The sequence below is a fragment of the Delftia tsuruhatensis NBRC 16741 genome (assembly GCF_001571325.1).
GTDB classification, from domain to species: domain Bacteria; phylum Pseudomonadota; class Gammaproteobacteria; order Burkholderiales; family Burkholderiaceae_C; genus Comamonas; species Comamonas tsuruhatensis.
This window is the reverse complement of record NZ_BCTO01000070.1, coordinates 22,656-46,464: the sequence shown is the minus strand read 5'-3', so window position 1 is coordinate 46,464 and position 23,809 is coordinate 22,656. Positions and strand designations below refer to the sequence as shown.

22 protein-coding genes are annotated in these 23,809 nt (G+C 63.1%); 7 read left to right on the top strand and 15 right to left on the bottom strand.

Annotation, left to right across the window (positions count from 1 at the left end; genetic code table 11):
* The 5 genes from DTS01S_RS26360 to DTS01S_RS26340 all read right to left on the bottom strand — a co-directional run.
* Positions 1 to 193, bottom strand: a 193-nt coding sequence (locus DTS01S_RS26360) for a ParA family protein (RefSeq protein WP_156493789.1), incomplete at its 3' end; no start/stop codon positions are given.
* A gap of 253 nt (positions 194 to 446) precedes the next feature.
* Positions 447 to 1,307, bottom strand: coding sequence for a replication initiator protein A (locus DTS01S_RS26355; protein WP_061289707.1), 861 nt, complete (start codon positions 1,305 to 1,307; stop codon positions 447 to 449).
* A gap of 26 nt (positions 1,308 to 1,333) precedes the next feature.
* Positions 1,334 to 1,624, bottom strand: a complete 291-nt coding sequence (locus DTS01S_RS26350; protein WP_061289704.1) for a helix-turn-helix transcriptional regulator — start codon at positions 1,622 to 1,624, stop codon at positions 1,334 to 1,336.
* Between the two features lie 83 nt (positions 1,625 to 1,707).
* Positions 1,708 to 2,481, bottom strand: coding sequence for a DUF7011 domain-containing protein (locus DTS01S_RS26345; protein WP_061289701.1), 774 nt, complete (start codon positions 2,479 to 2,481; stop codon positions 1,708 to 1,710).
* A gap of 345 nt (positions 2,482 to 2,826) precedes the next feature.
* Positions 2,827 to 3,174 carry a DUF2958 domain-containing protein gene (locus DTS01S_RS26340; protein ID WP_061289697.1) on the bottom strand — a complete coding sequence of 116 codons (348 nt, stop codon included), beginning with the start codon at positions 3,172 to 3,174 and terminating at the stop codon, positions 2,827 to 2,829.
* Positions 3,175 to 3,397: 223 nt separating this feature from the next.
* Between DTS01S_RS26340 and DTS01S_RS26335 the strand changes: the two genes are divergently transcribed.
* Positions 3,398 to 3,691, top strand: coding sequence for a helix-turn-helix domain-containing protein (locus tag DTS01S_RS26335; protein WP_074931783.1), 294 nt, complete (start codon positions 3,398 to 3,400; stop codon positions 3,689 to 3,691).
* Positions 3,692 to 3,913: 222 nt separating this feature from the next.
* A complete protein-coding gene (locus DTS01S_RS26330; protein WP_061289692.1) occupies positions 3,914 to 4,954 on the top strand; it encodes a DUF4917 family protein in 1,041 nt (346 codons plus the stop codon).
* A gap of 338 nt (positions 4,955 to 5,292) precedes the next feature.
* Here DTS01S_RS26330 and DTS01S_RS26325 read toward each other — a convergent pair whose 3' ends face one another.
* Positions 5,293 to 5,607, bottom strand: a complete 315-nt coding sequence (locus DTS01S_RS26325) for a DUF736 domain-containing protein (protein WP_019726278.1) — start codon at positions 5,605 to 5,607, stop codon at positions 5,293 to 5,295.
* A gap of 908 nt (positions 5,608 to 6,515) precedes the next feature.
* On the opposite strand from DTS01S_RS26325, the gene DTS01S_RS26320 reads away from it, so the two are divergent.
* Positions 6,516 to 7,184, top strand: a complete 669-nt coding sequence (locus DTS01S_RS26320; protein ID WP_061289688.1) for a hypothetical protein — start codon at positions 6,516 to 6,518, stop codon at positions 7,182 to 7,184.
* 167 nt (positions 7,185 to 7,351) lie between these two features.
* Here the strand turns inward: DTS01S_RS26320 and DTS01S_RS26315 are convergent, their stop codons facing one another.
* From DTS01S_RS26315 to DTS01S_RS26305, 3 genes are all read right to left on the bottom strand, one after another.
* Positions 7,352 to 7,564, bottom strand: a complete 213-nt coding sequence (locus DTS01S_RS26315) for a hypothetical protein (RefSeq protein ID WP_061289685.1) — start codon at positions 7,562 to 7,564, stop codon at positions 7,352 to 7,354.
* Positions 7,565 to 7,625: 61 nt separating this feature from the next.
* Entirely contained in the window at positions 7,626 to 9,662 is a 2,037-nt protein-coding gene (locus tag DTS01S_RS26310) for a ParB/RepB/Spo0J family partition protein (protein ID WP_061289682.1), read from the bottom strand.
* A gap of 74 nt (positions 9,663 to 9,736) precedes the next feature.
* The gene (locus DTS01S_RS26305; protein WP_061289679.1) at positions 9,737 to 10,561 is read right to left on the bottom strand and encodes a DUF932 domain-containing protein; all 825 of its coding nucleotides are present in this window, start codon (positions 10,559 to 10,561) and stop codon (positions 9,737 to 9,739) included.
* A 669-nt stretch (positions 10,562 to 11,230) separates the two neighbouring features.
* Here DTS01S_RS26305 and DTS01S_RS26300 point away from each other — a divergent pair.
* The 3 genes from DTS01S_RS26300 (at position 11,231) to DTS01S_RS26290 (ending at position 16,626) form a co-directional block, all read left to right on the top strand.
* On the top strand, positions 11,231 to 12,601 hold the full coding sequence (locus DTS01S_RS26300) for an RES family NAD+ phosphorylase (RefSeq protein ID WP_050042450.1): 1,371 nt from the start codon (positions 11,231 to 11,233) through the stop codon (positions 12,599 to 12,601).
* Between the two features lie 207 nt (positions 12,602 to 12,808).
* Complete coding sequence (locus tag DTS01S_RS26295) at positions 12,809 to 15,445, top strand: AAA family ATPase (RefSeq protein ID WP_061289673.1); 2,637 nt, start codon at positions 12,809 to 12,811, stop codon at positions 15,443 to 15,445.
* 212 nt (positions 15,446 to 15,657) lie between these two features.
* On the top strand, positions 15,658 to 16,626 hold the full coding sequence (locus DTS01S_RS26290) for an HNH endonuclease (protein WP_061289670.1): 969 nt from the start codon (positions 15,658 to 15,660) through the stop codon (positions 16,624 to 16,626).
* Positions 16,627 to 16,707: 81 nt separating this feature from the next.
* Here DTS01S_RS26290 and DTS01S_RS26285 read toward each other — a convergent pair whose 3' ends face one another.
* From DTS01S_RS26285 to rpmH, 6 genes are all read right to left on the bottom strand, one after another.
* Positions 16,708 to 17,856 carry a PDDEXK nuclease domain-containing protein gene (locus tag DTS01S_RS26285; RefSeq protein ID WP_061289668.1) on the bottom strand — a complete coding sequence of 383 codons (1,149 nt, stop codon included), beginning with the start codon at positions 17,854 to 17,856 and terminating at the stop codon, positions 16,708 to 16,710.
* Positions 17,853 to 19,052 (bottom strand): tyrosine-type recombinase/integrase, encoded by a 1,200-nt coding sequence (locus DTS01S_RS26280; protein WP_061289664.1) that lies wholly within the window; start codon positions 19,050 to 19,052, stop codon positions 17,853 to 17,855. The genes DTS01S_RS26285 and DTS01S_RS26280 overlap by 4 nt, the downstream gene beginning before the upstream one ends.
* 225 nt (positions 19,053 to 19,277) lie before the next feature.
* Entirely contained in the window at positions 19,278 to 20,987 is a 1,710-nt protein-coding gene (gene yidC / locus DTS01S_RS26275) for a membrane protein insertase YidC (protein ID WP_061289661.1), read from the bottom strand.
* Positions 20,984 to 21,274 carry a membrane protein insertion efficiency factor YidD gene (gene yidD / locus DTS01S_RS30055; RefSeq protein ID WP_016447257.1) on the bottom strand — a complete coding sequence of 97 codons (291 nt, stop codon included), beginning with the start codon at positions 21,272 to 21,274 and terminating at the stop codon, positions 20,984 to 20,986. Before yidD ends, yidC begins: the two co-directional genes overlap by 4 nt.
* Complete coding sequence (locus DTS01S_RS26270; protein WP_061289657.1) at positions 21,271 to 21,780, bottom strand: ribonuclease P protein component; 510 nt, start codon at positions 21,778 to 21,780, stop codon at positions 21,271 to 21,273. Before DTS01S_RS26270 ends, yidD begins: the two co-directional genes overlap by 4 nt.
* Positions 21,781 to 21,838: 58 nt before the next feature.
* A complete protein-coding gene (gene rpmH, locus DTS01S_RS26265; protein WP_012207856.1) occupies positions 21,839 to 21,973 on the bottom strand; it encodes a 50S ribosomal protein L34 in 135 nt (44 codons plus the stop codon).
* A gap of 414 nt (positions 21,974 to 22,387) precedes the next feature.
* Here rpmH and dnaA point away from each other — a divergent pair, with 414 nt between their 5' ends.
* Positions 22,388 to 23,794: a chromosomal replication initiator protein DnaA gene (dnaA, locus tag DTS01S_RS26260; RefSeq protein WP_016447259.1), complete on the top strand. Its 1,407-nt coding sequence runs from the start codon at positions 22,388 to 22,390 to the stop codon at positions 23,792 to 23,794.
* The last annotated feature ends 15 nt before the right edge of the window (positions 23,795 to 23,809 follow it).

The window sequence follows — 23,809 nt, the reverse complement described above, 5'->3', positions numbered from 1 at the left end:
CCAGGCCCACGGCGCTGAACAGCCGTGGCAGACCTTGCTGGCTTCTACGCTGTGTCCAGTCCAGCGATGAACCTTGCGGGTCGGCGTCCAGCAGCACGACATGCTGGCCGCGCATCGCCAGCTCGCCGGCAATGTGGGTGGCGAGCGTGGTCTTGCCCACGCCGCCTTTCTGGTTGAGCAGCGCGACGATCATGGCCTAGCCCTCCGCGTTGGAAAGCGCGGCTGTTGCTGCTGCGTTTCTGCCCGCGCGGCGGTTGTCCACCGAGGCGCGGTGCTTCTACTAGAAGTTAGAGCATTTAAGTTAGGGAAGTTAAGGGAGGCCGAAACCCGTGCCAGCATTGGCTTTGCGGGCGAATGACACGCCTGATAGCACGATAGTCCCACGCCTGATAGCACGAGACCTGGCACGCCTGATAGCACGAGCTCGTCCACAGGCTTCGCACCGTTTATCCCCGTGCCGGCCACGGCACGGGACGCACCGGGCGGAACGTCAGCAGCTCGACTCCGTCCATCCGCTCGATGCCCAGGACATAGCCGGGCAGCGACTGCCGCGCGACCAGCGCGCGAAGGTCGCAGGCGAAGTCGTAGGGCTTCGCCGTGCTGCCCGACTTGCGGTGCAGGTGCCGGAAATCGAACTGCCAGCCGCCGGGCTGGTGCCCGCCGTGCTTGCGCACCAGGCGGTATAGCCAGCGCTCGATGCCACCCGTCAGCCGGAAATACCCCGCATCGATGGTCAGCACCAGTGCCGCATCCAGCACGCCACCATAGAACCAGTCCGGCAGGATCAGCTCGATGCCCAGCGGCGTGCCGCGGGCGTCGGCCAGCTCCTTCCACTCGTTGATCCACGAGAAGCGGTGCAGACGCCTTCCCGTGGTCTCGCGGATCGACGTGGCCACCGTGGTGGACTGCAAGCGATCCAAGGCCGCCTTGAGGCGCTGGTAGTCGCGCAGCGACGTACCGCGCCCGATGAAGCGCAGGATCTCGTAGGGTGTGGCCTGCATCAGCCGCGACGGGCGCAGGCCCGCGTCGCGCGCTTCCACGATCTGGCTGGCGGCCCAGATCAGCACGTCCGCATCCCAGATGGTGGCGATGCCGTGCTCTTGCGTGCCCTCCACGCGGATCGTCACGCCGCTGGCTTGGAAGTCGATCGGCGCCGTGCGCCGCGACTTCGCCAGCGAGAAGAACGGAAAGGCCATCAGGTCCTGGCTGTCGCGCGGCGCCATGTCGCCCGGCAAGGCGCGGAACAGGTCGAGCTGTTCGCGTTCTTGCGATAGCCGCTGCCGGGACGGCAGCGCAGGGCGGGACATGGCGATGGCCGGGCGCGTGCCAGCGATCAGCGCGCACGGGTGTCCGCCGCATGGTGCTCGGCGTACTCGGGATCGGAGGTGCTTTCGAAGCTGCGCTCGGCGGCCCAGGCATCGAGGTCGGCCACGGCGTACATCACGCGCCGGCCGAACTTGCGGAACTTGGGGCCGCCACCCAGCACGCGTTGTTTCTCCAGCGTGCGCGGCGACAGCCGCAGGTAGTCGGCGGCTTCGTCGTTGGTGAGATAGCGCTGCGGCTGCGCGGCAGCGGTCGAAGCAGTTGCGGGAGCGGCGGCAGGCCGCAGGGGAGCAGGACGCATGGGGTGTACCTCCATAGCTTTCAAAGCTCCGGCCACAGAGCGCAACCGGATGGAGGCAGTCTCAGAAAACGAAGCTCTGCTGCTCAGGGACGTTTTGCGTCCCCTTCAAAACGTCCCTTCTCAAGCGGGGGGAGCTGTGCTAGGCGGCGATAGCCGCCGCGCATCAGCGCATCGCCCCGGCGCGCCAGGCGGCGCACGCGGGCGCGCAGGTCGCCATCCGCGTGCCAGTCGGCGGCCACGGCATCGGCACCGAACAGACCCTCGGCCACCTCGCGCAAGGACGCGCCCGCCAGGGTCGCGTCGAGCGCCTGCAAGGTGTGCAGCTCCAGCAGCGCCGCAGGCGGTGGCCGGGGCCGGGCCATCGGGGCCGGCGTATCAGGCACATGCGGAGCGCCACGGCCGCGGTGGGCATAGGCGACCGCCATGCCGTCCTCCAGGCCGGGCGCCAGCGCGAAGCGCGCGCAATGGCCAGGGCCGCGCGCGATCAGCGCTAGCCCTTTGCCGTCATGCAGCAGTTGCTTGTGGCCGGGAATGCTCCAGAACGCGAAGGCCGCCGCCTCGGGCGGCGGATCGGCATCGGGATGGAGCTGCACCACAGCATCGTGGCCGGGCAGCCAGGCCGGATGCGCGTCGCGCGCATCCAGGGCCGGGTCTTCCAGCAGGCGCAGGCCCCAGCGGCGCGCCGCGTGCTGTGCGGCCTGGTGTGTGGGTTGCCGGTGATGGTGGCGCAGCCAGTCGAGCCGGTAGTCGGGATGGCGGCGCAGGTACTCCCAGGCCAGCGCGAGCGCGTCCAGGTACAGGACGTAGAGATACGCCGCTGTTGGATACCAGTGCGCAAGGTGATGCGGCTCGGCCATGACGCAAGCTCCCTTGAAACCGCAGGAAAGCCGTCACCGGTTCCGCACGCCAACGTCACCGCATCAAACTAGCATCCATTCGTGAATAAGATGGTAGATTGGTAACTTGCGTGTCAAGACGAAATGCAACACCGTCTGTTGTGCGGATCGTCTGAATGCGACGGTGGCGTGCGAGGAAATGCCGCCTCCTGCGCCATCCACCGTGCCCCATGACGCGCGCTGCGTCATGGCCGGTTTCGCCAGAGTGGCACCGGTTTGGTGCAACAGTGCCGACTAAGACCTGACAGGTCTGAAGTAAGACCCAAATAGCCTCTATGCGCCCGGTTTGGCCGTGGCGCGAACCGCTCAATCGAGGATGGAACCGTTCTCCTGGGCCAGCCGGGTGTACGCCGACAGCGTGCGTGCCGCCCGGAAATACCGATCCCGCATCACGGGCTGCCGGCGCGGCCCGACGATGGAGGCGAGGTCGGACAGCTTGATCTCGCCCAGCTCGGGCATGCCGATCCCCAAGTCGATCAGCCCGTAGGCCGTGTCGCCATCGGCCGGGTTGAGCGAAGCCAGCAGCCAGGTGGCGTGTGCGTCCGGGGTGAAGAGCCGCACGACGGGCTGCGGGTCGATGGCCTGGCCGGCAGCGCGAACCGCGCCGTGCTCCAGCAGTTGCCTGCGCTCGTCCTCGGTGATGAGTCGGTCCACGGGTTACCCCCTCATTCGCACAAAGCCGCTGAAGCGTGAAAGCGCAGAACCGTATCGGCGGGTTGGCGCAAAGACACAGAAGCGGCTTTGCGCTTCTGTGCGAAGCCGCAGATACGGATTTCCGTAAAGCACGAAAGCGGCAGATCGGCATAGACGAACACTATAGATTGTAGCCCTATAGAACTCAATCGGCTGTCATCTTGGATTTTGGGGAGATCCAGGGTTGGCAGCGAAACATACATTGTCGGAGGCACTAAAGACCATCAGGAAAGCGCGTGGATTGAGCCAGGAGGCGTTCTCCGACGTCTCCAGCCGCACCTACATGAGCACGCTGGAGCGTGACATGAAAAGCCCGACGCTGAACAAGCTCGCCGAGCTGTGCGACGTCATGGAGGTCCACCCGCTCACGCTGCTGACGCTGGCCTATGCCGGCAAGGACCTGGGGCAGGCCGACCAGTTGCTGGCGCAGGTGCGGCAGGAACTGGAGATGGTGACGAAGAAGGGTGGCACGCTCTAGCGTGTGCGCCTGCGCTGGCAAGGCTCAGCCGGTTCGGCGGTGTTCAAGCTGCGCGCGGCGGGGATAGCCCGCAGGGCTTTCCCCTGGGGTACTGCGAAGCGTGCAGCCGCGGCAGACTGAAAACGGGGCACGAGTGACCTATCCGCGGTACTTGCAGGTTATGAGTCCTTGATCACTCCCGAAAATGTCATCATGTAATCGAACAACAAGGAGGAGCCAGGGATGCCATACCCCATCGCGCAGTGGACGCAGATTGCGCCCAACTACCAACAAGGAACGATTCTTCTGGGCAACGGAGCGAGCATGGCTGTCTCGCCCAGCTTCGGCTACGGCTCATTGCTGGAGCATGCCCAGCGAACGGGATTGCTCGCCGATGATGTAAATCGCCTCTTTCGCTTTTTCGGAACATCCGACTTTGAGCTGATTCTTCGCCTGGTCTGGCAGGCGTCCAACGTCAACAAGTCGCTGGAGATACCAGACCATCGCACGCATCAGGCCTACCTGAACGTCAGAGAGTGTTTGATTCAAGCCGTTCGGAATGTGCATCCTGAATATGATCTGGTGAGTGGCCGATTGCCCAGCATGTACCAGTTCCTGAAGGGGTTCGACACGGTCATTTCGCTGAACTACGACTTGCTGGTCTATTGGACTATGACCTATGGGCTCAATGTCCAAGACGGACATCTGTTCAAGGATTGCTTCCTCGGGAACGGCGCACACGGCGCCTTCAATGATGCGTGGCAGAGGTTCCGTGAGCCCTATCGGGAGCGAACCAACACATTGGTGTTCTATCCCCATGGAAACTTGGCTCTATGCCGCAACGCTGTGGAACAGGAGCTCAAGATCCATAGTGCAGGAGCGGGCTTGCTGGAGGCGATCCTGCAGGCGTGGCGCAGCGAGCAAGTCGTGCCGCTGTTTGTCAGCGAGGGAACGATGCAGCAGAAGGTGTCCTCGATCCAGAATAGCTACTATCTGGCCACGGTGTACCGCGAGGTGCTCACGTCGCAGCGATTCACGTTGACGCTGTTCGGTTGGGGACTCGGGGAGCATGACCGGCATCTGCTGCAGCGGATGCGTGGGACCGGAATTCGGCGGGTGGCGGTCTCTGTATTCCGTGGTGATCAGGTCTACTGCAATTACGTGTATCAAGTCATTCAAGATGATCTTGGACCTGTTCAGGTAGATTTTTTCGATAGCGAAAGCCCCGGTTGCTGGATTAACGCAGTGCCGCCTCCCCCTGGGCTTGGTCAATTCGGGCAGTAAGGCGGTCTTGGACGCCCAGCCAGTGTCGAGGGCGCCAAGGACCGCGCGGCGGGGATGGGCCTTGCGCCGATCCCCGGGAGGCAAGCGAAGCGCGCAGCGCCGCAGGCGCGAAGGCGTGAGGGATTGGAGCCGAATGGCCGTGACGGCAAAGACGGCACGGGGCGCAGCCCGCAAAGCCCGGCGGCGCATCGCGCCGACACGCCATGCCCCGGGCCGTAAACACAGACACCGCTCCCAAACAGGGGGCCGCAGCTCGCTATGGACCACCATCTGCCGTTGCCGCGTTCGGGACTAACCCACAACGCAGCGCCCCGCCGTGGGCGGGGCGCTGGCGGCCGTCAGGCCGCCTGGGGCTTGCTGCGCGACCAGATCAGGTCGTGCGTGCCGTCCTCGCCTTCGATCAGACGGGCGTAGACCGTGGCCGGGAACGAAGGATCGTCGAGGGTCACGGAGATGTACTCCCGCCCGGCCTCGCTGGTCTTCTTCCACGCCGCGCCGATGTCGTGGCTGGCGGCCTGCAGGCGGAAGTCGGGGGCCTTCTCGTTGTCGCCCTTGTCGTTGGGGACCAGCTTGACCTTGACGTTGAGCGTCAGGGTGCGAAGCGTGCCGGTGAAGCCGTCTTTGTCTGCGGTGAAGGTACCGATGTTGGCCATGATGAAACTCCTTTTGGTTGAACAAGGTTCGCGCCCATCGCGTCCTTGTTGTGATCCGGCCGGCGGGGGACGGGCTGGCTGCACCGCTTGCGGCCGCAACACCGTGGAGGACCGGGAGGCGAAAAGAATTTGCTGCGCGAGGAAGCCGCCGAACGCAGTGACAAAGGCGGGGAAATTGTTTTCGCCGGACGGTTGCAGCCATGAAGACCGAGGCGCAGCCGTGCCACAGCCAGGATTCACAACGAGACAAGGACGCCTTGGGCCGAACCACCCCCAAACCGAAAGGAGACAAGGCCGACTCAGCATCCCCGCCCGAAGGCTGCTCCGGCTCGCCTCGTGACGCGGGCCAAGTCAACCAGCCAACGACGGGCGAGAACGCCCCGGCCGCACTCTGCAGTGCCGGTCTTGAGGCGTGGCGTGGAAGCTCCATAGCGATGCCGGGCGGGTTGTCCGTGAACCGTCCTTCGTGACGTGATGGGCACGAACCGCCAGCGTTGAGGACAGCACGCATTTGCACAACCTGCCGCAGCAAGCGCCGGCGTGTTCGCCAGCGCCCCGTCCATCGCAGCGGGGCGCTGGCCCGGCCGATCCGGCGCATGCCGGTTCGGCGGTATTGAGGGGCGCCAAGCCATGCGCGGCGGGGAGAGTCCGTAGGACTGTCCCCCGGAGGCAAGCGAAGCGCGCAGCGCCGCAGGCGCGAAGGCGTGAGGGATGGAAGCCGAATGGCCGTGACAGCGAAGTCGGCACGGGGCGCAGCCCGAGAGCCCGACGGCGCGTTGCGCCGGCACGCTCATGGTCGTCGAACTACGGACCGCCAACTACCATGAATCAATCAATTTACGCACAATATTGACATTTCATGCGTAACACAATACATTCACGCACAACACAGCAAAACGAGGTGAATCATGGCGTTCCGAGCAGATGAAGCAGCACAAGCAGGATACGAAGAGGTGGAGAAGTACCTTGTCCCCCGCCCTCGGGATGCGGACGAATCGCAGCGCCTCCGGAGCAAAAGGGCGCTAGAAGACATCGTGACTGAACTCGGGCCGGTAGTTGACCGATACCCCTCATGGCACCCGCTGGTACGCAATCACGATGACCGCCATCCCGTTACGACCCCCAGCGATCGCTGCGGCTACAAGGGCCTCGATCACACGCGGTACTTCGCCCACGGATTCATCACCTGCCCCTATGGCGATGGCCAGAAGGTCCTGGATTCCGTGCTGGCCCTGCCTCGCCACCACGCCGCGTACATCACGGCAGAGAAGCTGGATGTGCAGTTCTACAGCGCGGAGGCAACCCCGATCCTGGTCAAGTGCAACTGGGAAGAGCCGTTGCCCATGGACAAGATGATCCCGCTGGCCATCGCTGTGCCCTTGATCCTGGAGAAAGAAGTTCCGTGCTGGACCTGGTCGCAGGTCGCGGAGACCTGGGAGTCAATGCGTTCGTATTTCCTGGGCGCCCCTCACGGCGCCAGGTCGTCGCTGTTCGTGAGCCAGGAGACCGGACAGGGGATCAAGAAGGTTTGGGAAACGCTGATCTACACAGGGATGTTTGGCCCGATCAAGGTGTGATCGGGCCCTCGCCATCAAGCGCGCGCCAACGCCGCAACCGGAGCGGTCGCGAAGGCTGTGGCGTTCTGGTTGGCCTTCGGGGTTCGACACCGGGCGCGGCCACTGCCGCGCCCGGATTTTTGAATCCACCCGGCCCAGGCCGGAACGGCCTGGGCCGGGTGCCGGCATCAGTCTTTCGTCTCGATGATCCACCACGCGGCGCGCGCCAGGGCGCGGCCCGTGATGGGGTGAACGTCCGTGAGGTCGGCGCGGGCCGTCCACCCCGAGGGCGGACGGTAGCTCCGCACGTCGCCCTCGCCGTGCCAGCGGCGGGCGCGCACCGTACCGGGCGCATAGGTCGCCGCCATACGCGGGCGGCTTGTGGTGTCGGTGGTGGGCATGATCTGGCTCCTTGCAAGCCAGCGCCCCGGCCGGGGCCGGGGCGCTGCTCTGCGTCGAGGTTCAGGCGGCCAATGCTTCGGCCAGTTCATCCATTGCGGAGGCGCTGGCTTGCGCGCCTTCTTCCGGCCCTACCTCCTGTGGCCCTTCGGCCTTGAAGATGGCAGGCATCCAGCCCGTGCCCTTGGCCAGCCGTTCGGCCTCGCTGGCAATATCCGCTTTCTTGAGCTTGCCCAGCCGAGCGACGTGAGCCGGCGCGAACTCGCCCACGGCTTGCAGGATCGCGGCCTTCGGAACGTGCCTGAAGTAGCCTTCCGCGCACGGTTGCCACCATGACGCCATGTCGAGGCCCACAGCCTGCGCCAGTTCCTCGCCGGGCTGGTGCGGCGTGGCGCGAGGCGTCACCACGTCCACCGTCGCGGCCACGCACACGGCCAGCAGTTGGACCAGTTCGCCTTGCTCCATCGCCAGCAGCGCGGCGAACAGTGCGGCGCTGTCCTCGGGCAGTTTGTCGCCCCATACCTGTTGCAGCTCGCGCAGCGCCAGGGCGGCGGGTGATTCCGGCCAGTCCGGGGCCATGCCTTCCAGCCGGTCTTGCAGCGTGAAGCGAACCCCCATCGGCATGTCGTGCCCGTAGTAGCGCCCCTGCAAGACGCTCTGCACCATGCCATGCACCAGCGCGGCCAGCGCCACTTGCGGATGCCGGGCGACTTCGATTTGCAGCGCGGCGGTGCGGTGCGCGCTCAGGCGCTGCGCCAGCCGGTCGGAGACGGCGGGGGCCTGGGCTTCTTCCGCCGCTTCGCCATCATCGTCGTTCGCACCTTCACCCTCGGCAAAACCTTGGCGCAGCTTCTCCAGCGTGCGCAGCGCCTTGGCCTCGGCCTCGCGCAGCAGCCCGCGATGGATCACGGTTTCCCCGTTGCGGTCGATGGTGACGATGGCACCGGCTGCGGCTTTCACGTTCGCGCTGTAGCCCTGCAAGCCCTCTTCCAGCGCCTGCAACTGCTCGCCCAGGACTTCGCCTTCCTCTTGCAAGGCTTCGGCCTTGTCCTCGTCGTCGGCGTCCATCGCTGCATCCACGGCAACGCCCACGGCCTGCATCTTCTCTTGCAGCCGCTCGATGCGCTGCGCCTCGCGCTTGTTCGGCGTGCGCCGCTCCCTCGGGGCACGCTGGAAGGCTTGCAGGTCGGCATAAGTCATGGCGGGCGTGGCATCCACCCAGGCCCAGCCCTCGGCGCGGAGAGTCGAGGCATAGCTTTCCAGCTTCTCGCGCACCAGTGTTTCCAGCAGGGCGGTATCGGACACGTACACGCCCGCATCGCCTTCCGCGAACAGGTCGCGGCGGATGCCGCCGCCTGCGGCTTCGTAGGCGTCCAGCCCGACGAAGCGCACCAGCGGATGCGAGGCCCCGATCTCGCGCTCGGTCAGGCGCTCGCGCAGCGCGGAGGGATTGCGCTGCCACTGCGGCGCATCGTAGAACGCGGCCTCCTGCGCGGCGTGATCGTCGGTGATGGCCAGGGCCATCAACTGATCCAGCGTCACGGCATCGGCGCGGTAGTCGTCCATCAGGCGCGGCGAGACGTTCGCCAGCTTCAAGCGGCGCTGCACCACCAGGGGCGTGACGGAGAAATCCGCCGCAATGTCCTCGATGGGCCGGCCCTCGGCAACCAGCGCGGCGAAGGCCTCGAACTGGTCTGCCGGGTGCATGGCTTCACGCTGCACGTTCTCGGTAAGGCTGGCGGTGCGTGCCGTGCCATCGGCCACCTGCAGGCACGGCACGTTCCAATCCTTGGCGATGCGGTGTTTCTTCGCCAGCAGCTTGAGGGCCGCGAGGCGTCGGCCACCGGCCACCACCTCGTAATGCAGGCCATCGGCGGCAAGAATGACGATGAGGTTTTGCAACAGACCCACGCGCTGGATGGATGCGGCCAGTTCGGGGATGGACATGCGCGGCGCGGTCTTGCGCACGTTGCGGCCCGTGGGGCGCAGCACCAGCCGCGACAGCGGAACGAGGGTCATGTGCTTGCTCGGGTCAGCAGCTTGCAGCATGGTCGCTGCGGTGGTGACGGCGCGGGCTTCGGTGTGGGTAACAGCGTTCATGGTGAATCTCCAATCGAGTGAAACAAGGAATGGAGGGGAAACCGCCCCTCCTGCGGGGAAAACTCAGGAAGGGGTCAGGCTTTGAGGGCGCGCATGCCATCGGCCAGCAGCCACAGGGCGCGATTGAGGCGGATGTCGGAATCAATGCCTTGCACGGGGCGGGTTTGCTGGCGGCGTCCGTTGGCGCTGCGCCCATGCAGTCCACCCTTGGTGAGGTTCTCTTGCGTGCGGTTGAACACGCTCCACAGGTCGGGGCGGCGGTCCTCGAGCCGGCGCGGCATCAGGATTTGCGATTCCGTGATGGGCGCGGGCTTGTCGGGGTCGTCGTACTTGAGGGCCAGCGCGGCGCGGGCGAACACTTCCGATTCGCCATCGTCCAAAGTGATGCCGCGCATCAGGTCGCGGGATTCCTGCACCCGCTCGAAGCCGTTCAACACCTCGAAAGCGCCTTCGATGACCTGTCCCGCCACGTCCCCTTTGTGGGGCACGCGAACATCGGCCACGGTGTCTCCGCACACCAGCCCATTGGCGCAAACAAATCTGAACTGACCCGCCAGCATCTGGTAGCTGCTGGTGCCATCGTGGGAGTTCAGCAGGATGATTTCATTGGCTTCCGCGCCGTTGATCTGGCTGGCATGGCGCAGGCGGAGCATGTGCTTGGTGAAGTCGCGGCGGTCTTCGCGGCGCACGCGGGTCTGGCACACCATGAAGGGCTGAAACCCTTCCTTGCGAAGTTCGGTCAAAACCGCGACCGTGGGGATATAGGCGTACCGCTCGGAGCGGCTGTCATGCGGGGCGTCCGCGAAGATGGACGGGGCCACCCGGCGAATCTGGTCATCCGACAGCGGGGTGTCGCTGCGCAGTGCGGGGGAGTGGGAAGCAAAACGGTTGGCAAGCATGTCGTTCTCCTGACTTGACTGTTGAAGAAAGCGCACACCGGATTCCTAGATTCGGAGCCCAGCCTTTCGGCTGTTCGGTGCGGTCGGCACGAAGAACCCGGTTGGCCTCGTTGCCACCGTCTTTCCTGAGTTCATCGCCCGCGACGAAAGGGAGCGCGCGCACGGGCGCCGTCAAGGAAACAAGCGCAGGGTGGGTGCGGCCCGCAGGCGCAGCCGAGGACACGGCCCTGCGCGCCTTGATGGCGCACGGGCGCGGGCTACAGTCGCGGACAAGGTGATGGAGTCAGGAAAGATGGCTGGACAGGCAACGGCCGCCATTCACGCCGACCGCAAGGCAAGCGAAGCGCGCAGGCCCGAAGCTGGAAGCCGGGCCGGAGGCGTCAGCCGAGCGGAGCGAGGGGACGATGGAAGCCCGTCAGGGGCGAGACCCCGAAGGGGGCTCGATGCGCAGCACGACAGCGCGACCGGCCATGTTTCTTGGCCGGGGACGCCCTGCATCCACAACCGACAAAGCATGAGTGCCTAACTCAGTAGCTTGTCGTTACGCTAATCTAACGCTGGTACGCCCATGAAAAGGGACGGGACATGGCGCCCGCCTAGCAGGATTTCGCCTGCTTCGTGTAGTGCGGCGCCGAGGACAGAGCAAATCAAAAATAATGGAGCAGCATCTTGAGCGGAGTCGATCTGGATGAAAAGGCAGTCTGTGGCACATGCATCGGCAATCAGTTTCTAAGCCAGAAGATAAGTGCCAGCGAAACGACCGATGTGGCGTGTGCCTATTGCGGACGGAACGCGCCGACCTTGGAGCTATATGAAATCGCGCAGATTTTTGACCACGAGTTCCAGGACAACTATCAAGTTGCCGACAATGTTCTTCGTGAGGATCATGGGTATCCGTCTCTCGGGGATGAACTCCAGGAGGTCATTCAGCAAGAGGTAGAACCCGCATCCAATGCGCTTGCCGACGATTTATTCGAAATCGTGCGGACTATCTGGGAACGCGACGCATACGATGGCCAGGCACCAGAGGCGGACGCCTTATTCATTAAAACTGGCGTAGCAGACCACTGGCTTCATCGCCGATGGCACGACATGCAGGACAGTCTTCGGACGCGCGCCAGGTTTGTTAACCCAGACGCACTCGAAGTGCTCCAGATGGTCTTCGACAAGGTGGACACAGATGCCACTGCCTCAGGCGAACCTTTGATTATCGCGGTCGGCCCCGGTCATGAATTGGGAACTCTTTTTCGCGCACGTGTTTTTCAGAACGACGATGCCTTAGAGAAGGCGCTGGAAGACCCAGACGCTCAACTGGGACCACCGCCTTCGAGTGTTGGCAGCGCGGGACGCATGAACGCCAGAGGCATCTCGATGTTCTACGGCGCCAATTCGCCAGACGTCGCGATTGCCGAAGTACGGCCTCCCGTTGGAAGCCGTGTTGCGGTTGCAGAATTCAAAATTCTTCGTTCAATACGATTGCTGGACTTGACGCGCCTGCCGCAAATTCCATCTGTCATCAATCGCAGCATGTTTGATGCGTCATCACTGGAAAGTGCGCGGCGGCAGAAGTTTCTTTCTCAACTCGAAAGAGTACTCACCAAGCCCGTCCTCCCTGAGCACAGTGAGGATGGCTATCTGTTGACGCAAGTGATATCCGACTATCTCGCCACCCATGCGAAGCTCAATTTGGATGGATTAATCTTCCGCTCTGCACAGGTGCCAGCATCCGAAAACAAGCGCCCGCTCAACGTCACGCTATTCAACAAAGCATCGTTCGTAAAGAGATTTTTCAAGAGACATGGGCGTGAGTTAAATGCCTATCTATACGAAACGGACGATGAGGGTGATCAATGGTTTCATCCACAGGTTTGGTACAAAGAAGATCCCGCATCGCTCAACGATGACTGGGATTTCTTGGAAAGAACCGATCCGACGTTGGAGCTTATCCCACAGTCCATAGTCATCTGCGAAATCAAAGGCATCAGCTATGACATACGGAAATCGGAGGTGCAATTGATGGACGTATCTGAGCGGACTTAGGGCGGAGGGTTTTGCTCGCTACCAAATGCATGAGAAGGCAATGCCGCGTGGTGGCGGTTTGGTGCGAAACGCAAGGCACTGTGCGCGAGCCTTGCAGCGGAACCCTGGGGGGTCATAATGTTTCCGTTTGCAACAGCGCTCCCATGGCCTGTGCGGCGAATCGGGAGAGCTTCTGGACGATAAATGACACGACGGCGGGAGGGGCCTATGTCGATATTGCAGGAGATACTGGACTGGACGAAGGGGTTGCCTGAGTGGCAGAGCGATGCGGTGGCCCGCCTGCTGGCCAAGCAAACGCTCACGATAGAGGATCAGGATGACCTCTTCGCGCTACTCAAAGCGGCACATGGCATCCCAGATCCCAAAGACCGCAAGCCCAAGCCGCTGACGGCAGATCAGATTCCCGCTCCGGTCCAAGCGACAACTCACGTTGAGCTGCGAGCCATCAAGAGCATGCGGCACGTCAACGCGATTGCGGAGAATCAACGTCTGCCCTTCGGCGCCTCTGGAATGACCGTCATCTATGGCGATAACGGTTCAGGCAAGTCGGGGTACTCCCGTGTGCTCAAGCGCGCATGTCGTGCGCGCGATCAGACGGAGGCTATTCATCCGAACGCCAACTTGCCTGCAGGCAAAGCCGGGACTCCGGAAGCCACGTTCGAAATCGCAATCGATGGAGTTGCGCAAGATGCACACTGGCAACACGGCAAAGTGGCTCCTGCAGCGCTTTCGTCATTTGCGATTTTCGACTCGCGTTGCGCTCGCGCCTACCTCGACAGAGAGGACGATTTCTCCTATGTGCCCTACGGGCTCGATGTATTCGAAGGGCTGGCCAAAGTCTGCAAGCAGTTGAAGACGGCGATCGAGACTGAATACACCCAATCCGCCGCTGATCTGTCCGCCTTTGCGCCATTGCAAGGCGACACACCCGTCGGCAAGTTAGTCGCCTCGCTTTCCGCCAAGACGGCCCTAGCCCAGATTGAAGCGCTGGCAACGGTGACCCCAGAGGAACTGACCCAACATGCGTCTCTGGACAAGAGCCTGAAGGAGAACAACCCGAAGGAGAAGGCCGCGCAACTGCGCTTGCGCGCTCGCCGTATCACAGCTATCGCAGCGAATGCGGCCAGCAAAGGCGCACAGGTGGATCAAGCTGTCGTCGCCAAGCTGAAAGGTCTGGCAGACAGCTATCGCACGGCGCAGACTGCAGCCGCCCTCGCCGCGAAGCAGTTCAAGGAAGGTGAGAACCTGCTGCCGGGTACCGGCGGCGAGACATGGCGTGAACTATTCGAGGCAGCGCGCAAGTTCGCCATCGAATCCCACCCAGACAAATCGTTCCCCGCGCTGGGCGCGGACGCACCTTGCCCGCTCTGCCAACAACCCCTTGCCGAAGGCTCCGACCGCTTGCTGCGCTTCGAAGCCTTTATTCAACAGGAAGCGGAGAAGACATCCCAGGCACGCCGTGTTGCCCTGTACGCGGAATACAAGCCGTTCGCTGCGCAGGTTCTCACGCTGAATCTCGACGACGTGACATATGGAGAAATCGAGGCCTTGGACCCGCAACTGGCCGCCGATGCCAAGGCTTTCGAGCCGCTCCTGGCCGCTCGCCAGGAGGCCATCAAAGCGGCAGTGATCTCGCATCAGTGGGACGACGTCAGTCAACCTCTGGTCAATCCGACCGAGCGCCTTCAGGCTTTGGCTGACAAGCTGAATGCCGAAGCGGTGACCTTGGAGAAGGCCTCGGACGAAAAGGCCCGTGCGACCCTGCAGAAGCAGTTCCTGGAACTGGATGCACGGGTAAGACTGAGTCAGATCAAGGATGCTGTCGTCACCGCCGTCAATCGACTCGCCCACCAGGCCAAGCTCACGAAGTGCCTGTCTGCCGTGAAGACCAACGCCATCTCGTTAAAGGCGTCGGAACTGGCGGAGAAGGTTGTGTCGAAGGAACTGGCCGACGCCCTGAACCGCGAATTCAAGGCGCTCGGTGTCGGCACGTTGCGCGTTTCGCTGCAGAGTCGGTCGGATAGGGGTAAAGCCCTGCACAAGCTCAAGCTGGAACTACCACAAAGCCGCAGTCCGAGTGACATCTTGAGCGAGGGCGAGCAGCGTGCGATCGCGATCGGCTCCTTCCTTGCTGAGGTCGGCCTGAGTGGCGGTAAGGGCGGCATCGTGTTCGATGATCCGGTGTCATCGCTCGATCACCGTCGGCGTGAACGTGTGGCAAAGCGCCTGACTGCAGAGGCAGCGCAGCGGCAGGTCGTGGTGTTTACCCATGACATCTATTTCCTGTGCCTGCTGGTCGAAGAAGCGAAGTTGGCCGGTGTCCCGATTGCAACCCAAAGCCTGACCCGCCGCGCAGAGGGCTTCGGGGTTGCGGACCCCGATCTCCCATTCGAGGGAAAGACCGCGAGCAAGCGCGTCAGCGCCCTGAAAGCCCAGCATCAAGCCATCGCCAAACTCCACAAGGACGGCGAAGAGCAAGAACACAGACGGCAGACCGTTGATGCCTATTTCCGCTTGCGCATGGCATGGGAACGTGCCGTCGAGGAAGTACTACTGCGAGAGGTCATCCTTCGCTTCCGCAAAGGTGTCGAGACGCAGCGGCTGGCCGGTGTTGTAGTTGAGGATGATGACTACGCGCAAGTGAACGCGGGCATGACAAAGTGCTCGAACTACGCGCACGATAAGGCACTCATGGGTGGTGTCGCCGTCCCGGAACCCGATGAACTGCTCGCCGACATCATGGCGCTGGAAACCTGGCGCGGACAGGTCGAGACGCGCAACGTGAACACGGCCAAGAAGCGTAAGGCCGGACCTGCCGTCGCGTCACTTGCCGCAGCGCCGTAGACGGCTCAAGGTACTTTCATCGAGTTTCGGAGACTCGCAGTATCAACCTTTCCCATTCGGTGCTCAAGTCATCACACAGCGTCGCCGACACGGCGGCCGCAGTGCCCTTGGGCGTTTTGCGACGCCCAGGGGCCGGATCAAACGACAATCCGGCCTGCATGCCGTGTATCGCGCGCATAGGCGCTCAACCATCATCTCAAAACGAAAGCTTCATGACCTCTCTCGAAGCCAATATCAAGTTCTACGAAACGCACTACGACATGCTGCGGCAATGGTTCCTGCGCCCAGGAGATAAGGTTGTCCTCGGCGACAGGCAGAATCGCACTTGCAGGTTTTGCGGTAGGAAGCCGCCCGAGGTGACCTTCCGCAAGGTCGCTCATGCGATACCGGAAGCACTCGGCAACAAGAGCATAGAGAGCGTGTATGAGTGCGACGACTGCAATGAAGGGTTTGGACGCGGCATCGAGAACGATCTAGGCAACTGGTCGAAGCCAACACGTACCTTCGCACGCATTCGTGGAAAAAGTGGCGTGCCGACCTTGAAGAAAGGCGGCGACGGGAAAGGCTGGCGAATCGAGTACGGCGCTGCGGGCTTCAATATCACCTCGTATGAGGATGACCCGCTTTACCAGATAGACGAAGCGAACCAGCGGATCACCTTTCAGCTCAAGCGCGATTCCTATACGCCGGTCGCAGTGCTCAAGGCGTTCATGAAGATTGGCCTGACATTGCTCCCCGACGAAGAAGTCGGAAACTTCCCACACTTGATGAGTTGGGTGAGGTCAACCGACCACAGTCGTCGATTTGCGGATCAGTGCCCGATCATTCGTACATTTCAGCCAGGGCCAATGCCGAACGATTTGATCGCCGCATTTGTCCTGCGGCGAAAAGCTCACGTCGCGAACTATCCCTACATGTTCTTGGTACTGGCCTACGGGAACGAGGTATTCCAAGTGCAGTTACCGTCGGAAAAACACGACCTCGCCCTGAACGGTCAGCCAGTTTCAATTCTTCCCTTTCCGACACCGGGTTCACCAGACCCGGCACGGTATGGGCCATCCAAGGTTCGGGTGCTGGATCTAACCGGGCGTGAGGTAGTCAAAGGAGAGGTCGTTCCGGTTCAAGTTGGCTACGAACTTGCCGTCCACAAGACGGGGCCAGACGCGGCCTCGGAAGCGTAGAGCGATAAGAGGCGCGGGGTGCAGCCCGTGAACCCGACGGCGGCACGCCAGGACGCCCAGCTATTGCTGGAGTTTCCGGGACTACTTCGACGTACGCAGCTCCAACAGGTGCCGCGCGGTTTCCAGCTCTTTCTGCAACAGTTCGGCATCCGGCAGCACGGTACGGTAGTTCGCCGCCATCACCTTCGAAGGCAAGCCTTCCAGCGCATACCGCGCCAGCGCATGGCCCTTGTCTGCGCACAGAATCAAGCCCACGGGCGGGTTTTCCTCGGGGTAGGCCCAATGTTCCTTGGCATAGTTGCAATACATGTGCATCTGGCCCACGTCCGCATGGGTCAGGCTCCCTAGCTTCAAGTCGATGATGACCAGGCAGCGCAACTTGCGATGGAACAGCAGCAAGTCCACCCGATACCAGGTCTGGTCGATGCGCAAGCGCCGCTGCCGCCCGATGAAGGTGAACCCTTCACCCAGCTCCAGAAGAAAATCTTCCAGCCGCCGGATCAAGGCGGCTTCCAGATCGGACTCCGAATACTCGTCCTTGAGGTCGAGGAACTCCAGCACATACGGGTCTTTGATGGCATCGCCCGGAGCGACGGCATCCTCGGGCTTCGGCACCGCGCCCTTGGCCAGCATCGCCGCTTTGTTTTTCGACAGCGCCGTGCGCTCATAGAACTGGCTGCCGATCTGCCGGTCAAGCTGGCGCACGCTCCAGCCGCCACGCAGCGCCTCGATTTCGTAGAACCGGCGGGCATGGTCGTGCTTGACCACCAGCAGCCGGACATAAGCTGACCACGGCAGCGTGAACACCTGCGCCAGCTCGGCGAGGCTCAATTTCCCAGGCACCGTCTGGGATTTCTGGCCGGGCGGCTCGTTTCCCAATTTCCCAGACAGTGTCTGGGAAATCTCGGAAACAGGGTATGCGAGGAAGAACCGCCGCATGTTCTCCAGGTTGTTGACGCCAAAGCCCCGCCCGAACCGCGCGGTCAGGTCAGCGGACAACCGGGCCATCAACTGTTCGCCGTACCCCGCGCGCCGCTTGCCCTGTTGTTCGGCCTCCACGATGCGGCGGCCAATCTCCCAGTAGCTGGCCGTCATCAGCGCATTGACGCTGCGCGCTGCTGCCTGGCGCGCGGCATCGAGCAGTTCCACGATGCCGCCGTGGATGCCCGCGTAGCCGGCAGGTACGGCGGCGGGTGCGGCTCCCACCGCCGCAGGCGTCTTCCTGGTCATGCGACCACCTCCGCAGGCCGCTGCGCCTCGGTGATCGTCTTGCGCCGGTTCGCCACCAACTCGGCGGCCTTGCGCACCGGGTCGTCCTCGGTGTGGACGTAGCGCATGAACATCGCCACGGTCTTGTGCGCCGTCAGCGCCATGCCGACCTTGACAGGGATGCCCGAGTTGGCAATGTCCGTGGCCGAGCGATGGCGGATGCCGTGCGTGCCCACATGGGCCGCGCCCGCCGCCTTGAGGGCGCGGCTCCAGCCGCCGTAGTACTCGCCCGTGGTCAGATGCTTGCCGGGGTGGCGCGGAGAAGGCAGCACGTAAGGGCTGCCCTCCTGCCGTGGGGCCGTCGAGAGCAGCCGGTAGGCTTCCTCGCTCATGGGCTTGGACATGCCGCCGGTCTTGCTGTCGGGCCAGACCACACGCCGGTTTTCCAGATCCACCCAAGCCCATTCGAGCGTGACGACTTCGGAGCGGCGACCGGCGAACTCGAACTGCAGGCGGATCGCCAGCGGGATGACGTAGTTCTCCAGGCCCTCGGCCTCGATGTGCTCCAGTCGCCGAAACAGCTTGCCCATGTCCTCGTCGCTGATGAGGTGGGTGGCCTTGCCGTTGGGGTACATCGGGACGTGGCGGCAGGGGTTGGTGCCGTCCGGCCGGTGGCCCCACACCTCGGCCAGGTTGAACATCTTGCGCATCACGCTGAAAGCGCGGTTCGCCTCGGCCGGCTTGTGGGCCATCTTCTTCATCGCCGTGGCCACGTCCGGCCGCTTCACATCCTGCACCTTCATGCGGCCCAGCATCGGAACGATGCAGCGGTCTATGACGGCCTGATACCCCCGCTGGGTGCTGGGCTTGTTGCGCTGCTTGGAGTAGTCCTCCATGAACTTGGTGCACAGCTCCTTGACCGTGGGGGCTGCGCGGGCAGCGGCCTTGGCCGCGCTGGGGTCGCCGCCCCGGCGCACCTCGGCCAGCCATTCCTGGGCCAGCGAGCGGGCCTGCTCGACGGTCAGTTCCCCGTACAGGCCCAGAGCGGGCTTGCGCCGCTCGCCGGCGTTCGTGCGGTACTGGAGCATGAAGACCTTGCGGCCCGCTGGTGTAACCTTGCACAGGAAGCCGGGCACCAGCGTGTCCCGGAGTTCGACGGCCTGCGCCTGGGGTTGCGCAGCATCGACTGCGGACTTGGTGAGCTTGAGTTTTGCCACGATGACTCCTCGGAAAGACCCGATTCCCAAGAGCCATGTAGGGGCCAGCAGAGGGGAAGCCGGGTCAGGTTTCGGAAAGCACCGGCATATGTTGAACTCGCCTAAGTTATTGATAAACCTGCTGTATCGGGCTTCGGCGTAGTCCAGCGAAGTTCGGTGCTGGAGTCATGGTGAAATGGAAAAAAGCCCGCCGAAGCGGGCTTTGGAGCCAGGGCCTTCGCAGGCTTACTTGGCAGGCTTGGCCTTGCCGAAGTTGGGCAGATTGAACTGCGGCGGCACGCCCATGCGGGTGTTGATGATCCACTGCTGGGCAATGGACAGGATGTTGTTCGTCAGCCAGTACAGCACCAGGCCGGCCGGGAAGAAGAAGAACATCACGCTGAAGACCAGGGGCATGATCCACATCATCTTGGCCTGCATCGGATCCGGCGGAGCGGGGTTCAGCGCGGTCTGCAGCAGCGACGACAGGGTCATCAGCACGGGCAGGATGAACAGCGGGTCCTTGGCCGACAGGTCGGTGATCCAGCCGATCCAGGGGGCGTTGCGGATTTCCACGCTGGACAGCAGCACCCAGTACAGCGCGATGAACACCGGGATCTGGATGATGATGGGCAGGCAGCCGCCCATGGGGTTGACCTTTTCCTCGCGGTAGATGCGCATCATCTCCTGCTGCATCTGCTGGGGCTTGTCCTTGAGGCGCTCGCGCATTTCCATGATGCGCGGGTTGATGGCCTTCATCTTGGCCATCGAGGAGTAGGCCTTGGCATTGAGCCAGTAGAAGGCGATCTTCAGCAGCAGCACCAGGGCCACGATGGACCAGCCCCAGTTGCCCAGGAAACCGTGCAGCTTGTCCAGCAGCCAGTACAGCGGCTTGGCCAGGATGGTCAGCCAGCCATAGTCCTTGACCAGCTCCAGGCCGGGGGCCAGAGCCTCCAGGCGCTTTTCGATCTGGGGTCCGGCAAACAGGCGCGCTTCCACGCTCTTGCTCTGGCCGGGCTCGATGGTGCCCACGGGCGTGATCATGCCGACGGCGTAGAGGTTGCTGTCCACCTTGCGCAGGAAGTTCTCGCGCTGCACGCCTTCGGCCAGCAGCCAGGCGCTGGCGAAGTAATGCTGGACCATGGCCACGTAGCCGCCCGAGGACGACTTCTCGACGCTGGCCTTGCCGTTTTCGATGTCCTTGAACTCGACCTTCTGGTACTTCTTCTCGTCGGTGTAGACGGCCGGGCCCGTGAAGGTGGAGTACATGGTGGACTCTTCGCCTTCGGGCTTGTTGCCGTCGCGCACCAGCTGCAGGTACAGCTGCGGGTTCACGGCAGTCGTGCCGGTGTTCACCACTTCATGGCGCACGCCGATGTCGTAGGCACCGCGCTTGAGCGTCCAGATCTTGACCAGCTTCACGCCGCCCATGTCGGGCGACTCGAAGCGAAGCTCCATCTGGTCCTCGCCGTCCTTGAGCTCGCGTGCACCGGGCAGCGCGGTCATGGTCGTCTTGTGCGTGGGGAAACCGCCGCCGATCAGGCCCGACTGGCCCAGATACACACGGTGCACGCTCTCGTCGAACAGCACGACCGGCTTGTCCTTGTGGGCGGAATCGGCGTACTTGAGCAGCTCGGCATGGCGCAGCGTGCCGCCCTGGCTGTCGAAGGTCAGGCGCAGCACGTCGGTGCTGATGGTCACGTTCTGGCGCGGAGCAGCCTCGGGCGCGGCAGCGCCGCCAGGCACTTCGCCGGCACCGGCCGTTGCCGCAGTCGCTGCCGAGGGCACGCTGGCGTCGCCGGGCGCCTTGCCCGTTTCAGGTGCCGGGGCCGTGGCCACGGCCGGCGCGGGGAAGAAAGTGGCCTTCTTGCCGTTGTGCACTTGCCATTTGTCCCATAGCAAGACCAGCGAAAAGCCAAATATCACCCACAGGATGGTGCGGCGAATATCGTTCATGAAGACTTCTTAGGTGAGGAAGGTTGGGTGTTTTCGGGCGCAGCCGTCAGGCTGGTGAACAGCCTGGGCTTGTGCTCTGGCACAGGGTCATGCCCCCCGTCACACCACGGATGACAGCGCGCCAGTCGGCGCAGTGTCAGGTAGGAGCCTACCGCAGCGCCGTGTTGCTCCAGCGCTTCAAGGGAATAGGCAGAGCAGGTCGGCGTGAAGCGGCAGGCCGAGCCCAGCCAGGGACTGAGCATCAGCCGATAGCCACGCACCAGCGCCATCAGCAGCCGCTGCATCATGGCGTGGCTCCGGCAGGCTCGCCAGCGGCAGCGGCCGGCTCCTGCGCTGGCTGAGGCAGCCCGGGTGCCGGCTGCGACAGGCGTTTCGCGGCATGGGCGAACAGCTGCTGCAGCTCGGCACGAACCGCCTGCTTGAGCACATCGGACGTGGCGCTCACGAACTGGCGCCGGTCAAAGCCCGAGCGCAATCGCACCACATGCGCGCCATGGAGCATCAAGGCCTCGTGCTCGCCGCCCACGGCGTAGATCTGCCGCTTGATGGTGTGGCGTGTCACCGATCGGCGCGCCCAGCGCTTGGGCACCATGGCACCCAGCCAGGCATCCCGGCGCACCGCGCCAATGCCGAACAGGGCCTGCGGATCTTGCGATCCGGGCCCTGTCGGTGGCGGCATGGCAGCGACCTGCTCCGTCAGAACGAGACGGTGCAGGGCGAAGTGCGCGGTACGCGAAACCGTACCAGCAGCCATGGCGGCCTGAAACTGCGGACGTGTTTTCAGCCGTTGCATTCCAGCACCCCTTTCAGGGGTTCAGTGCAGCGAGCAAACCGCCCAGCAATGGCTGGCCTTAGACGGCCAGACGCTTGCGGCCCTTGGCGCGGCGAGCGTTGATCACGGCGCGGCCGCCCTTGGTCTTCATGCGGACCAGAAAGCCGTGGGTGCGGGCGCGACGGGTCTTGGAGGGTTGGTAAGTACGTTTCATGTTGGTTCCTAGAGAAGGTTCAGTTTTGCACCGGTCCCGTATCCGGCACGCTACACGCAGTGCAGCCAGCAGCCGCCACAAAGGCAAACCGCCAGGCCACCTGCCAAAAATCTGCACGATGCACTTGCCATGTGCGGCCAGGAGCGCGAACCGGGCAGGTTTCGCCCAAGGCAACCAGCAGCAGCATGCAGACCCGATGCAGACGGGCGGGACATATCACCCTGAACACATTCAGGGAAACCCGCGATTATCACAGCGTTGCCCACTTGATGCAATGCCCTTCGAACCCGAAGGATGCCTGCCCATTTTGCGACAGGGCAGAGGACAAGCTCCTGATATTTTGTGGATAACTTCCGCAAAAGCTACAATGGCAGCCTCGCAACAGTTCCTCCTATCCACAACTAGACTTCGACAATGACAGAGGAACCTACGAACGATGCAGGCCAGGGCCTGTGGCAAGTCTGCGTTGAGCAACTGGGGCAGGAAATGCCTGAGCAGCAGTTCAACACCTGGATCAAGCCCCTGACCGCGCACGTCGCCGAAGACTTCTCCAAAGTCACCGTCTACGTGGCCAACCGCTTCAAGCTCGACTGGATCCGCGCCCAATATGCAGGCCGCATCTCGGCCATGCTGGAGTCGCTCTATGGCCAGCCGGTGACACTTGAGTTAGCGCTCGCTCAACGGGAAAGCGTTGTGCGTACTTATGTTCGCCCATCTTCCAGCGAGCGCTCGGCCCCACCGGAAACCATTGTCACCTCGGTGCCCACGGTCACTGGCGAAGACGCGGCAGCGCCGGTCTTCCGTACGCGCCTGAACGCCGCGCTGACCTTTGAAACCCTGGTGGAAGGCACGGCCAACCGCATGGCACGCTCGGCCGCCATGCATGTGGCGGGCTCGCCCGGCCACCTGTACAACCCGCTGTTCATCTACGGCGGCGTGGGCCTGGGCAAGACCCACCTGGTGCATGCCGTGGGCAACAAGCTGCTGGCCGACAAGCCCGACGCGAAAGTTCTCTACATCCACGCCGAGCAGTTCGTCTCGGATGTGGTCAAGGCCTACCAGCGCCGCACTTTTGACGAATTCAAGGAGCGCTACCACTCGCTGGATCTGCTGCTGATCGACGATGTGCAGTTCTTCGCCAACAAGGACCGCACGCAGGAGGAGTTCTTCAACGCCTTCGAGGCCCTGCTGGCCAAGAAGAGCCACATCGTGATGACCTCGGACACCTATCCCAAGGGTCTGGCCAACATCCACGAGCGGCTGGTCTCGCGCTTCGACTCCGGGCTGACGGTGGCCATCGAGCCGCCCGAGCTGGAGATGCGCGTGGCCATCCTGATCAACAAGGCCCGCGCCGAGAACGCCGAGATGCCCGAGGAAGTCGCCTTCTTCGTGGCCAAGAACGTGCGCTCCAACGTGCGCGAGCTCGAAGGCGCGCTGCGCAAGATCCTGGCCTATTCGCGCTTCAACCAGAAGGAAGTCTCCATCCAGCTGGCCCGCGAGGCCCTGCGTGATCTGCTGTCCATCCAGAACCGCCAGATCAGCGTGGAAAACATCCAGAAGACGGTGGCCGACTACTACAAGATCAAGGTGGCCGACATGTACAGCAAGAAGCGCCCGGCCAGCATTGCCCGACCGCGCCAGATTGCCATGTACCTGGCCAAGGAATTGACCCAGAAGAGCCTGCCCGAGATCGGCGAGCTGTTCGGCGGACGCGACCACACCACCGTGCTGCACGCGGTGCGCAAGATCGCCGGCGAACGCCAGCAACTGACCGAGCTGAACCAGCAGCTGCACGTGCTGGAGCAAACTCTCAAAGGTTGATGAAAACTCCCCCGT